Raw genomic sequence first — 12,288 nt, 5'->3', positions numbered from 1 at the left:
TTCAAGATTTTATTTTTTATTAAAAGTTACTTGACTAAAGTAAGTGACTATATTACAATCACTTACATAAGGTAATTAAATAACAAAAAGTTTTAGGTGGCTTAACTTAAGGTATCTATTGGAACTTTTTCTTGGAATAAGATTTTTAATGCTGATGAATAATGAATATGATAAGAAAGTTTAGGTGAAGAGAATGGGATTATTAAGTTCACTATTTGGTAAAAAAGAAGAAAATACAAAAATAGAGGAGAATAAAACAATGTCAAAAGTATTATTTGTAAAAGCAAACGATCGTCCAGCGGAGCAAGCAATTAGTTCAAAAATGTATGAAACATTTGTAAATACTTATAAAGAAGCGAATCCAAATACAGAAATTACGGAGTTAGATTTATTTGCATTAGATCTTCCTTATTACGGAAATATCGCTATTTCAGGTGGATACAAACGTAGTCAAGGAATGGAGTTAACAGCTGAAGAAGAGAAGGCCGTTGCTACAGTAGATCAATATTTAAATCAATTTTTAGAAGCTGATAAGGTTGTATTTGCGTTCCCATTATGGAACTTTACAGTGCCAGCACCATTAATCACGTATATTTCATACCTTTCTCAAGCTGGAAAAACATTTAAATATACAGCAAATGGTCCAGAAGGTTTAGCTGGTGATAAGAAAGTGGTTGTATTAGGTGCTCGTGGTTCAGATTACTCTTCAGAACAAATGGCTCCTATGGAAATGGCCGTTAATTATGTAACAACTGTGCTTGGATTCTGGGGAATTACAAATCCAGAGACAGTTGTAATTGAAGGACACAATCAATATCCAGATCGCTCACAACAAATTGTTGAAGAAGGTTTAGAAAACGTTAAAAAAGTAGCTGCAAAATTTTAATTTAGGATAGCAAAAGAGAAAAACCAACATGGATGACCATGTTGGTTTTTTAGTCTAGTTTCTATGTTAAAAAATGTATATTTATAAAATAAAAGAAAAGTTTGAAAATAGTATTGCAAAATATTATATATCAAACTATAATGAGTTCAAGAATAGTTGATACTTAAATTAAATATTCAGAAAATTCAATTAGTTAAAATTGGAAATGAGATAAGGAATTTTGAATGGGGGTTTTATTATGACGAATAAAGTACCGTTTTCGTTCATAGTAGTTATCGGATTAATGTTATTTGCACTATTTTTTGGAGCAGGGAATTTAATTTTCCCAGCTATGCTTGGTCAATCAGCGGGTGAGAATGTATGGATTGCTAACGCTGGATTTTTAGTAACAGGAGTGGGTTTACCATTATTAGGCGTATTAGCATTTGGTTTTTCGGGTAAAGACGATTTACAGTCATTAGCAAGTCGTGCTCACCCAGTATTCGGGATTGTGTTTACAACAGTTTTATACTTAGCGATTGGTCCGTTATTTGCAATACCAAGAACGGGGAATGTTTCTTATGAAATTGGTCTTAAGCCGTTTATGCCAGAGGGGTTAGGTTCTACACCGTTAATTCTTTTTACAATCATATTCTTTAGCATCACTTGTTTTTTTTCGCTAAATCCTGCGAAAATTGTCGATATTGTTGGGAAAATCTTGACGCCAATTAAGTTAACATTCATCGGTATTTTAGTAATCGTTGCTTTTATTCATCCGATTGGAGATATGCAAGCACCAGCGGAAGCTTATACATCACATGCATTCTTTAAAGGATTCCAAGAAGGATACTTAACAATGGACACGCTTGCATCATTCGTATTCGGAATCATCATCATTAATGCAATTAAAGAAAAAGGTGCGAAAACGAAAACACAAATTATGGTCGTTTGTGCAAAAGCGACAATCATTGCAGCATCTATTTTAGCAATTATATATACAGCTCTTTCTTATATGGGAGCTTCAAGTGTTGCGAAGCTTGGACATTTAGAGAACGGAGGAGAAGTATTAGCGAAAGTTTCTAACTACTATTTCGGATCATATGGCGGAGTATTATTAGGGTTAATGATTACAGTTGCTTGTTTAACAACTAGTGTGGGACTTGTATCAGCATGTTCTTCATTCTTCCATAAGTTATTCCCAAATGTTCCTTACAAAGCAATAGCAATCACGCTATGTGTATTTAGTGCAATTGTTGCAAACGTAGGATTAACACAATTAATCGCAGTTTCTGTTCCAGTATTAACAGCAATTTATCCACTAGCAATTGTATTGATTTTCTTAACATTCTTCCATTCACTATTTAAAGGAAGAGCTGAAGTTTATCAAGTGAGTTTAATCGTAACATTTATCATCAGCTTATTCGATGGATTAAGTGCAGCTGGAGTTAACATTGAAGTAGTAAGCCAAGTGTTCACTAAATTCCTTCCGATGCAGGAAGTAGGATTAGGCTGGATCTTCCCAGCGATTATCGGTGGATTTATCGGATATGGCATTAGCATTTTAAAAGTGAAAAATCAAGTTCAACCAGCAACTAGAGCGGATAAGAAAATAGGTTGAATAAAAAAGTTATAGAACTTGTTTCTATAACTTTTTTTGTTACTATTAATAATGAGCAAAAATAAAGTATTAGGGGAAATAAAATGAAAAAAACAATTGATCATATCGGAATTGCAGTTCGTGATATAGATAGTACGATCCGTTTTTATGAACAAGTTCTATCAGGAAAATTAATAGATCGTTACGTAAGTGAAGCACCAGGTGTGGAAAGCGAAGTCGCTATTATGGAAGTGGATGGAGATAGAATTGAACTACTTGCACCGACGAATAATACAACATCACCAATTGCCCGATTTATAAAGCAAAAAGGTAAAGGTGTTCATCACGTTGCCTATCGTGTCGATGATTTAGATGTAGCTTTAGAAGAGTTAAAAGAACAAGGTATTCGAACGTTAGAACATACACTTCGAATTAATAAACATGGTAGACGATTAATTTACCTTAACCCAGCGGATACAGAGGGAACGATTATTGAGTATTGTGATTATCCGGAAGAGAAATAAATGAAAAGGTGTTACGTAATAACGTAACGCCTTTTTATTTATGTATTTCACACTTTCTTCACAAATGATTCACGATAACTTTTCTTCTTCGGAAACTTATATAAATATATTTTATGCTATAATAATAATTGACTTTAAAAATGTAAGTAGTATCTATAAAGGTAGATACTATTATATTAAAAGTATAGAGGTGAGAAATAAATAGAGAGTAATACGGTATAGAACCTTATATTTAATCAGGTTAATATTTTATCGAAAAATAAAATTTAGAAAGTAAAAAGTAATGAAAGTGTAGTGACGAAAAAGAAAGAAGTGAAATGAGTGTGAAAGTAATAAGAAGGATAGGGGCATGGGTATTAATAGCGTGCGTGTGTATTATATTGATACCAAAAAGCGCATCTGCTCATGCGTATGTTGTGAAATCAAACCCTACGGAAAATGAAACGTTAAAGAAAGCACCATCTGTTGTGAAAATTGAATTCGATGAGGATATACAAGTTTCACGATTTAATACATTGTTTGTAAGAGATTCCTCAGGTAAAAGAGTAGATTTAAAAGATGCTCATATAGATAAAAGTAATAAAAAATTATTAGAAGCTGGGTTAAAAGAGAATCTCAAAAATGGTCTCTACTCTGTTCAGTGGAAAGCTATTTCAGCTGATGGACATCCAATTCAAGGAGTTATTCCATTCCGTATTGGGTCAGCAGAAGCGGGAACAGATGATATAAAAGTAGAAGAGATGGGCTATGTTCCCAAAATCGATATGATTGTGGAACGCGGAATTTTATATACAAGTTTCTCACTATTTTTAGGAGTTCTATTCTTTAATCTTATTATTTATAAAGGGAAGGGAATTGAAGTTCAATCAAGGAGTAAGAAAATAATATGGATATCATTATTTGGTATATTCATTAGTTTACTATTCAATTTACCATTGCAAGCGAAAATGAACGCTGATGTTTCATGGCTAGAAGCATTCGATCCTTTATTATTAAAAGAAACATTACAGTTATCTGTTTTTGGCTATGTATGGATCACTCAAATTGCTCTTATTAGTACGCTCATGATTGTTACATATTTTGCGATGAAACGTGAAAAGCTCTCGTCTTGTAAAGTATGGAGCATTCCACTTGTATTGTTCATTAGTTTACTTATAATGAAGGCCTTAAATAGTCACGCATATGGTTTAAAGTTTAAAGAAATTGCTATCGCTATGGATTTTCTACATTTATTTGCAGCTTCATTATGGATTGGTGGTCTATCATCGATTATTCTTCTTTTGCGTAAAGAGGATGCCAAGTGGACTATGTATTGGGATGCGATTAAGCGTTTTTCACCATGGGCAACAGGTGCTGTCATTGTGATATTAATAACAGGTCTTTTTAATAGTACATTTTTTATTCCAACGATCCATTCGCTATTTGATACGAAGTATGGATTAGCCTTATTAACTAAGATACTTTTATTCGTTTGCATGGGAATATTGGGGATTTTTCATTATGTGAAAGGGAGAATGAGAGCTCAGAAAAGGTTAGGAGCTTCAGTGAAAGTAGAGTTTATTGTTGGGATTATCGTTTTCATAATCGTAGCCTTTATGACAAACGTACAAACACCGCCGATGCCCCCTACTGGACCTTTTACAGAGAGTAAACAAGTAGATAATGGATATGAACTTACTTTACATGTAAGTCCTAATAAGGTAGGACAGAATACATTCCATATTAATGTAAAGGATGAGAATGGACAGCCTGTTACCGATATGGAACAAATCGTATTGACGACTCAATCATTAGATATGAATATGGGCAAAGGTTCATTTAAAGTTTCGGCAGTTTCACCGGGAGAATATGAAGCGGAAGGGATGTATATTAATATGACAGGAAACTGGAATATACATGTTCATGGATTAACAAAATCTCTTGATAGCTTCGATTTAGATTTTAAATTTATTGTAGGTGGCCGCTAGGGACTTCTTACTTATAGATAGTCAAAAAGGAGTTATAAGAAAATGAAACGTATAAAAAAATTAGGAACAACAATGATAGCAACTATAATTGCAATGGGGATTTTTTCGTTACCTGTTAGTGCTCATGTGACTGTGAAACCAGCAACTTCTGACGTTAGCTCTTGGGAGACTTACACAATAAAAGTGCCGGTTGAAAAAAATATGGCAACAACAAAAGTCACACTAAAAATACCGTCTGGAGTTGAGTTTCAACAGTATGAGCCAGTGCCAGGATGGAAAGTAGAAGAACAAAAAGACGCAGCTGGAAAAGTTAAAACTGTAATATGGGAAGCAACAGGAGAGGGGATTTTACCTGATCAGTTCCAGCGATTTACTTTTGTTGCTAAAAATCCAGATAAAGAACAAAAAATAGCTTGGGATGCATATCAACAATACAAAGATGGAGAAATTGTTGAATGGACAGGCGATGAGAAAGCTGAGAAGCCACATTCACTTACGACGATTACAAAAGGTACATCACTCACGGGAGAACATGGAGAAGTGTCTAGTGTGGAAAAGAATGAAGGTACAAGTAATATGCAAACAATAGCAATTGTCTTATCTATTTTAGCGATTGCATCATCGGTGGGTACGTGTATTTTTGTAGTACGTCGTAAAAAGTAAGATATAAGAAAGAGCCTACAAGCAGTAGGCTCTTTCTTATATCTATTTATTTCACTTCAACTTGCTGCCCTACAGTAAGTGTTTTCGGCTTTATATTTACAAAACAAATACTCACCACAATAAATAATAGTCCAATAAATAGGCTAATTGTAATGGCCTCATGTAAGAAAATTGAACTTACAATAATAGCGATAAGAGGGATAAGGAATGTATAAGCTCCAACTTTACTCGCTTCACCAGCTCCAACAAGTGTGAAGTAAGCAAGCCACCCCATTGCAATAACGAAGAATGAAATAAAGAGTAGTACACTTACAAAAGGTATACTCCAAGCGATGTTAGACCAACTTTCAAATTCTGAACCGAATCCGATTAAGCAAAATCCACCAATAATAAGTTGAAGTGTTACCATCCAAATGGCATTAACGCGGTGTCCAGTTTTCTTAATAAATACTGTGCCGAGTGCCCAGCCGATAGCGCATCCTAAAGCAAGTAGCACACCAATAATAGAAATATGTCCAGTTAAACTACTAGAGCTAATAACCCCTACACCAATAAATCCGAGAATAAGTCCGAAAACTTTCAAACCATACATTGATTCTTCAAGCCAAATCCATGAGAAAATGCCGAGTAAGACAGGTTGGAGAAATACGATTGCGGAGAAGAGTCCGGCGGGCATATACTGGAGTCCGACAGTTTGTAGTCCGTAAAATAAAATGATATTGAGTAAAGATGAAATAAAGTATAAATGCCAAGTTTCTTTTAAATTTAATTGTTTGTATTTCGGTAATGCGAAAATAAGTAGGATAAATCCTCCTATTAATGTTCTAATCCCTGCAAAGAGTACGGGTGGTGTGTAATGCAGAGCAAATTTAGATAACGGCCAATTAATTCCCCACATAAAAACGAGAAAAATAAGGATTATGGCCGTCTTAGTTCGAGAAAGCTGTGTCACTGTAAGACCTCCTTGTTGTTATTCATTTCACTATGATATGATATCGACTATGATAAATAAAATGAATCTTTTTTATAAGGAGTATAAGTGATTAGTTATGACCATTACACAACTTCAAGTTTTAATTAAAACGGTTGAATTAGGGAGTTTTACGAAGGCCGCCGGGGTGTTAAATATGACGCAACCAGCTGTAAGTCACGCGATTTCAAGTATTGAGTCAGAGTTAGGAGTTACTATACTTATACGTGATAAACGAAAAGGGTTAATCGTTACGGATGTTGGAAACAGAATTCTTGTACATATTAGAGAAATCTTGAATGGTGTTGAGAAGATTGAACAAGAAGTGGCGATGGAGAAAGGGCATGAAGTTGGAACGATTCGTATAGGAAGTTTTCCAAGTGCCTCGGCGTATTTCTTACCGAAAATGATTAATATCTTTCGTGAAAAGTATCCCAATTTACAATTAGTTCTTTGTGAGGGAGCGCTAAAAGAAGTTGAAGATTGGTTATTATCACGAGTTATCGATATTGGAATTGTCATTTTACCGAATAAAGATATGGAAATAGTCCCAGTAACGAAAGGGAAGATGGTTGTAGTTTTAAGGGACGATCATCCCCTTTGTAAGAAAAGTTCTATTACGATAAGTGATTTAGAGAACGAACCGATTATACTATTTAAAGGTGGATATGAACCGCCGATTATTGATATGTTCAAACAAGCAAACGTGCCACTTCGAGTTGAATATGCGGTTTCGACTGTAACAACATCTTTAAATATGATTCAAGAAGGATTAGGAATTGCAATATTAGCTGAATTATCTTTAACGAATTTACCAAAGAACGTGCAAACGCGAGAATTGGAGCCGCAAGTGTGGAGAGAAATTGCTTTAGCTGTTCCTTCATTAAAGGAAGCTTCACTTGCTGTTCAGTTATTTATTGAAGAATTTCAAGAGTTATTTGCAGAATAAGATAAGGTGTCTCATATATCGTAATGAGGCACTTTTTTTATTTGCTTAAAAAAATCTATAAAAAGGATTGACTTATCTTTTTGTTGTAACTATAATGATTACATCGAGGTGGTGATAACGATGAAAATTAGTAGCCGCTTTTCTATAGCTGTTCACATTTTATCTATTTTGAAAAACAATCCATCTTCAGTTTGTACGTCGGACTATATGGCCGAAAGTGTAAATACAAATCCGGTAGTAATTCGCAAAATAATGTCTTACTTGAAACAAGCTGGATTTGTTTACGTAAATCGTGGACCAGGTGGTGCGGGATTATTAAAGGATTTACATGAAATCACATTGTTAGATGTATATCACGCAGTGAATGTAGTAGAAGAAGACAAACTATTTCATATGCACGAGCAACCAAATCCAGATTGTCCAATTGGAGCAAATATTCAAGCTGTGTTAGAAGTTATTTTAATTCAAGCACAATCCGCGATGGAAGAAGTTTTGAGAAATATTACGATGGGACAGTTGTTTGAATCCTTGCAAGAGAAAATGAATTCTTGAAATAATATCTATATTTTTTTGTTATTATTGTAACTATATTGATTACAACTATAAAGGTAAGGTGTAAAGATATGACTGTAAAAATGAAAGTATACTCAGACTTTATATGCCCGTTTTGCTTTTTAGCAAAAGGTCCATTAGATGAAGTAGCGAAAGAGAAAGATGTAGAAATTGAATGGATGCCATTTGAATTGCGTCCAAGTCCATATTCTAAAATAGATCCTTGGAATGAGCCAGATAAATTAGGTTCATGGGATGCTTTCATACTTCCTACTGCAAAGAAATTAGGAATTGAAATGCGATTACCACGTGTTTCACCGCATCCATATACACATTTAGCTTTCGAAGGATGTCAATTTGCGAAAGAACGTGGACTTGGAAATGAGTATCATCACCGTGTATTCACAGCATTTTTCCAAGAAGAACAAAACATTGAGGATATTGATGTTTTAACGAAATTAGCGGTAGAAGTAGGGCTTCCTGAAGCTGAATTTAAAGATGCTTTAGTAACCCGTAAATATAAAGAAAAACATCAAGAAGCAATTCAACATGCATATGATGAAGCGAATATTATGGCTGTCCCAACTGTAATGATTGGAGATGAAGTCATTCAAGGGCTTGCTAGTAAAGAAACGTTACAAAGAGTAATTGATAAAGAAATCGAGAAGGATAAAACAAATTCATTTGAAGGCATGCAATGTAATACGGATGGCTATTGCTAATTCGTTTGTCATGGAGGAATCAAATTAATTTGTTTAAATAAATTATAAAACATACATTTGGAGGAATTAAAATGTCAGCAACTACAACAAATTTAAAAGAAGCAATCGTAAACCGCCGTTCAATTCGTAAAGTAACAAAAAGCGCTACAATAACAAAAGAAAAAATTGAAGAAGTTTTAAAAACAGCTTTACACGCACCAACTTCTTTCAATATGCAAAGTGGCCGTATGGTCGTATTAATGGATGGAGAGCATGAAAAGTTTTGGGATATCGTAAAAGAAACACTAAGAGCCCGCGTACCAGCAGAAAACTTTGAAGCAACAGTAGAAAGACTAAAAGGCTTCCATGCAGGTGTAGGAACAGTACTATTCTTTGAAGATCAAGCAACAGTAGAAAAAATGCAAGAAAATGCACCATTATATAAAGAGCAGTTCCCATTCTGGTCTCATCAAGGAAATGCAATGTTACAACATACGGTATGGATGCTATTATCTGCTGAAGGAATTGGAGCATCATTACAACATTACAATCCAATCGTAGATGCTGAAGTGAAAGAAACTTGGAACATTCCAGCAGAGTGGAGCTTAGTAGGACAAATGCCATTTGGTGAACCAAATGAACAACCAGGAGAAAGAACATTCTTACCTACTGAAGATGTAGTGAAATTTTATTAAGAAATACAATATAATGAGAAGGAAGCTGTGATTAGAAACAGCTTCCTTTTTTGTATTGGTGTTAATTTATGTGCATTTAGGGAAGGAATATAAGAAATAATCTAGTGAGAAGGGAAGTAGAAAAATGAATGATGATAAAAAATATACAGTGGTAGGTACTGATGTTGAGGAAGTAAAACGTTTAAATAAAAATTCAGGGTTAACCTATAATCAAGTGAAGGAATTGTTAGCGAAGCGAATGGAAAAAAAGCAATGATTTGATTGGAATAATTAATTGTATCATTTAGCATTTTGTCTAGAGAGAGTTAAGAAGATAACTCTCTTTTTTCAATATGAAAATTTACTAGTGAGCAACTTGTAGATTGGGGGGAACAACATAAAAAAATGGGTAAAGGTAACGTTGTCTATCGCAGGAGGGATTGTCCTATTGGCATGTGCCGGAGGATATTACGTATATAAAAATTATTTTCCAAAAGAAAAAAAGGATTCTTCCCAATTAGTAAGAAAGATTGTCTATAGAAGCTCATAAAATGTAATAGTATTACAATGAATAAGTGTGTGTTGTAATATATCCAATTCCATCCATTGAAGGGGGAGGTTAATTCTTAATGAATGAAGTGAAAAATTTCTTTCGAAGTAGAGGGTTTCAACGGTTTCTCGTTTTAATAATATTAGCACTTGTATTATATGGATTAAAAAGTATGATCAATTTAATCCTAATTACGTTTATACTGACATTTTTAATGGATCGGTTTCAACGCTTTATTTCAAAAAAATTGAAAGTGAATAGGAAGGTCGTTATTGCTTGTTTGTATATAATATTAGTGACATTTATTGTCACAACATTGTATAAGTATTTACCGGTACTAACGATACAAATTTCACAATTAATTTATCAATTTAAATTGTTTTTTCAACATCCACCTGATAATGAGATGATTAGATACGTACTTTCAGCAATTAATGAAATGGAAGTATCAAAATATATTGAACAAGGTGTGGATGTCATTTATCAATCAATAGCAAACATAGGAAAGGTAAGTTTGCAAATATTATTGTCTCTTATTTTAAGCTTATTTTTCTTATTAGAAAAAGAGCGAATTATTTCATTCACGTCCAAATTTAAAGATAGTAAATTAAAGATTTTTTATGAGGAGATTGCATATTTCGGCGAAAGATTTGCAAGATCGTTTGGAAAGGTGATTGAAGCACAGTTTTTAATTGCGGTTGTAAATGGTGTTCTCACTGTAATCGCACTTGTCATTTTAGGATTTCCGCAGCTTCTTGTATTAGCTGTCATGGTTTTTCTACTCGGTTTGATTCCAGTTGCTGGTGTTATTATTTCCTTGTTTCCACTTTGTATAATTGCCTATAACGTCGGTGGGGTTATGTATGTTGTATACATACTAGTATTCATTACAGTAATCCATGCTCTTGAAAGTTATTTTTTAAATCCAAAATTTATGTCTGCAAAAACGAATTTGCCTGTTTTTTATACATTTATGATTCTTATCTTTTCAGAGCATTTCCTCGGAATATGGGGGCTTATTATCGGGATTCCAATCTTTATCTTTTTATTAGATATACTTGACGTAACTAATGATGAACCGATTAAAGATAATAAATGATAGAAAATGTAACCGATGTTTTCTCTTGGTGAAAACATCGGTTATTTTTTCTTTGGAAATAGTGTTTTTAAGAATATTAAGGATGTTACAGCTAGTAAGGAGGGTTCCAATCGGCCAAGAATCATCCATGAAATCACTCCTTTCTGCCATGGAGAATAATAACGTTTATATTGAGGGGAAATAAAAAGCAATCCAATATAAGTTGGATTGCTTTTTTTACTAAATATTTGATTAAAGTACAGGAGCCAGTGTTTCTTTTAATACTTGAACAGAATGATCGAATTTTAATTCTTCTTCTTCACTTAATTCAACTTCTAAAATTTCACGAACACCGCCGCGGTTTAAGACAGCAGGTACGCCGATATAAACGTCTTGTTGGCCGTATTGACCTTCAAGATATGCTGATACAGTTAATACGCTGTTTTCATTGTTCAAGATTGCTTTCGTAACACGCAGCAGTGACATACCAATGCCGTAGTATGTAGCACCTTTTCGTTCAATAATGTGGTAAGCTGCGTCACGAACGTTTATAAAGATTTCATCTAAATCTTTTTGGTTATATGTGTTGTCTTTTTCAAGAAGTGTTTCTAGTTTTTGAATACCAACTGATACGTGACTCCAAACTGGAAGTTCTGTATCACCGTGCTCTCCAATAATATAAGCGTGAATGTTATGAGGGCCAATATCGAAGTACTCACCTAACATATAGCGGAAACGAGCAGAATCAAGTGTTGTACCAGAACCGATTACTCGTTCTTTCGGTAAACCAGATTCTTTCCAAGTTACGTAAGTTAAAATATCTACAGGGTTAGTTGCGATTAAGAATATGCCATCAAATCCGCTGTCCATAATGCTACGAACAATTTGTTTGAAGATTTTAGCGTTTTTCTCGACTAAATCTAAGCGTGTTTCACCTGGCTTTTGTGGTAATCCAGCTGTAATTACAACAAGATCTGCGTCTTTACAATCTTCATAACTACCTTTCCAAACTTTTGTTGGAGCTGGTGCGAAAGGTACGGCATGGCTTAAGTCCATTGCTTCTCCTTCTGCTTTTGCTTCATTTACATCAACTAAAACAAATTCTTCAGCGACAGCTTGGTTAATCATACAGTAAGCATAGCTACATCCTACTGCTCCTGTTCCTACTAATACAACACGGTTAATCCCTTTTTTCATT

The 12,288-nt window shown here is 34.1% G+C and carries 13 protein-coding genes; 11 read left to right on the top strand and 2 right to left on the bottom strand.

The genetic code is table 11. The features are described from left to right. Positions 1-193 precede the first annotated feature (193 nt). The 5 genes from ACTFQM_RS05870 to ACTFQM_RS05850 all read left to right on the top strand — a co-directional run bounded on the left by ACTFQM_RS05870 (position 194) and on the right by ACTFQM_RS05850 (position 5,616). A complete protein-coding gene (locus ACTFQM_RS05870) occupies positions 194-886 on the top strand; it encodes an FMN-dependent NADH-azoreductase (RefSeq protein ID WP_440033731.1) in 693 nt (230 codons plus the stop codon). Positions 887-1,124: 238 nt separating this feature from the next. Further along, complete coding sequence (gene brnQ, locus ACTFQM_RS05865) at positions 1,125-2,483, top strand: branched-chain amino acid transport system II carrier protein (RefSeq protein ID WP_440033730.1); 1,359 nt, start codon at positions 1,125-1,127, stop codon at positions 2,481-2,483. Positions 2,484-2,566: 83 nt separating this feature from the next. Next, positions 2,567-2,986 carry a VOC family protein gene (locus tag ACTFQM_RS05860; RefSeq protein ID WP_440033729.1) on the top strand — a complete coding sequence of 140 codons (420 nt, stop codon included), beginning with the start codon at positions 2,567-2,569 and terminating at the stop codon, positions 2,984-2,986. A 317-nt stretch (positions 2,987-3,303) separates the two neighbouring features. Further along, the gene (locus ACTFQM_RS05855) at positions 3,304-4,953 is read left to right on the top strand and encodes a copper resistance CopC/CopD family protein (RefSeq protein ID WP_440033728.1); all 1,650 of its coding nucleotides are present in this window, start codon (positions 3,304-3,306) and stop codon (positions 4,951-4,953) included. Positions 4,954-4,995: 42 nt separating this feature from the next. Continuing rightward, positions 4,996-5,616 (top strand): YcnI family copper-binding membrane protein, encoded by a 621-nt coding sequence (locus ACTFQM_RS05850; protein ID WP_440033726.1) that lies wholly within the window; start codon positions 4,996-4,998, stop codon positions 5,614-5,616. Between the two features lie 46 nt (positions 5,617-5,662). Here ACTFQM_RS05850 and ACTFQM_RS05845 read toward each other — a convergent pair whose 3' ends face one another. Continuing rightward, positions 5,663-6,568, bottom strand: coding sequence for a DMT family transporter (locus ACTFQM_RS05845; protein ID WP_327908883.1), 906 nt, complete (start codon positions 6,566-6,568; stop codon positions 5,663-5,665). Positions 6,569-6,665: 97 nt separating this feature from the next. Between ACTFQM_RS05845 and ACTFQM_RS05840 the strand changes: the two genes are divergently transcribed. The 6 genes from ACTFQM_RS05840 (at position 6,666) to ACTFQM_RS05815 (ending at position 11,111) form a co-directional block, all read left to right on the top strand. Beyond that, entirely contained in the window at positions 6,666-7,535 is an 870-nt protein-coding gene (locus ACTFQM_RS05840) for a LysR family transcriptional regulator (RefSeq protein ID WP_002171420.1), read from the top strand. A 120-nt stretch (positions 7,536-7,655) separates the two neighbouring features. Beyond that, positions 7,656-8,087 (top strand): Rrf2 family transcriptional regulator, encoded by a 432-nt coding sequence (locus tag ACTFQM_RS05835; protein WP_002171421.1) that lies wholly within the window; start codon positions 7,656-7,658, stop codon positions 8,085-8,087. A gap of 71 nt (positions 8,088-8,158) precedes the next feature. After that, positions 8,159-8,809, top strand: coding sequence for a DsbA family oxidoreductase (locus ACTFQM_RS05830; protein ID WP_025150030.1), 651 nt, complete (start codon positions 8,159-8,161; stop codon positions 8,807-8,809). Between the two features lie 71 nt (positions 8,810-8,880). Beyond that, positions 8,881-9,483 carry a nitroreductase family protein gene (locus ACTFQM_RS05825; RefSeq protein WP_071720632.1) on the top strand — a complete coding sequence of 201 codons (603 nt, stop codon included), beginning with the start codon at positions 8,881-8,883 and terminating at the stop codon, positions 9,481-9,483. Between the two features lie 124 nt (positions 9,484-9,607). After that, the gene (locus ACTFQM_RS05820; RefSeq protein ID WP_048372788.1) at positions 9,608-9,739 is read left to right on the top strand and encodes a hypothetical protein; all 132 of its coding nucleotides are present in this window, start codon (positions 9,608-9,610) and stop codon (positions 9,737-9,739) included. Positions 9,740-10,091: 352 nt separating this feature from the next. Beyond that, entirely contained in the window at positions 10,092-11,111 is a 1,020-nt protein-coding gene (locus ACTFQM_RS05815; RefSeq protein ID WP_002171425.1) for an AI-2E family transporter, read from the top strand. A gap of 231 nt (positions 11,112-11,342) precedes the next feature. On the opposite strand, the gene ACTFQM_RS05810 is transcribed toward ACTFQM_RS05815, so the two are convergent. Next, on the bottom strand, positions 11,343-12,287 hold the full coding sequence (locus ACTFQM_RS05810; protein WP_002171426.1) for an L-lactate dehydrogenase: 945 nt from the start codon (positions 12,285-12,287) through the stop codon (positions 11,343-11,345). Position 12,288: the final 1 nt, after the last annotated feature.

The sequence above is a fragment of the Bacillus cereus group sp. MYBK30-2 genome (assembly GCF_051915945.1).
Lineage (GTDB): Bacteria > Bacillota > Bacilli > Bacillales > Bacillaceae_G > Bacillus_A > Bacillus_A paramycoides.
The sequence above is the reverse complement of the archived record's forward strand: the minus strand, read 5'-3'. Positions and strand labels throughout refer to the sequence as shown.

Coding starts and splice junctions, on each gene's coding strand:
- ACTFQM_RS05870 (WP_440033731.1), top strand. CDS start 194: ATGGGATTATTAAGTTCACTATTTGGTAAAAAAGAAGAAAATACAAAA.
- brnQ (WP_440033730.1), top strand. CDS start 1,125: ATGACGAATAAAGTACCGTTTTCGTTCATAGTAGTTATCGGATTAATG.
- ACTFQM_RS05860 (WP_440033729.1), top strand. CDS start 2,567: ATGAAAAAAACAATTGATCATATCGGAATTGCAGTTCGTGATATAGAT.
- ACTFQM_RS05855 (WP_440033728.1), top strand. CDS start 3,304: ATGAGTGTGAAAGTAATAAGAAGGATAGGGGCATGGGTATTAATAGCG.
- ACTFQM_RS05850 (WP_440033726.1), top strand. CDS start 4,996: ATGAAACGTATAAAAAAATTAGGAACAACAATGATAGCAACTATAATT.
- ACTFQM_RS05840 (WP_002171420.1), top strand. CDS start 6,666: ATGACCATTACACAACTTCAAGTTTTAATTAAAACGGTTGAATTAGGG.
- ACTFQM_RS05835 (WP_002171421.1), top strand. CDS start 7,656: ATGAAAATTAGTAGCCGCTTTTCTATAGCTGTTCACATTTTATCTATT.
- ACTFQM_RS05830 (WP_025150030.1), top strand. CDS start 8,159: ATGACTGTAAAAATGAAAGTATACTCAGACTTTATATGCCCGTTTTGC.
- ACTFQM_RS05825 (WP_071720632.1), top strand. CDS start 8,881: ATGTCAGCAACTACAACAAATTTAAAAGAAGCAATCGTAAACCGCCGT.
- ACTFQM_RS05820 (WP_048372788.1), top strand. CDS start 9,608: ATGAATGATGATAAAAAATATACAGTGGTAGGTACTGATGTTGAGGAA.
- ACTFQM_RS05815 (WP_002171425.1), top strand. CDS start 10,092: ATGAATGAAGTGAAAAATTTCTTTCGAAGTAGAGGGTTTCAACGGTTT.
- ACTFQM_RS05810 (WP_002171426.1), bottom strand. CDS start 12,287: ATGAAAAAAGGGATTAACCGTGTTGTATTAGTAGGAACAGGAGCAGTA.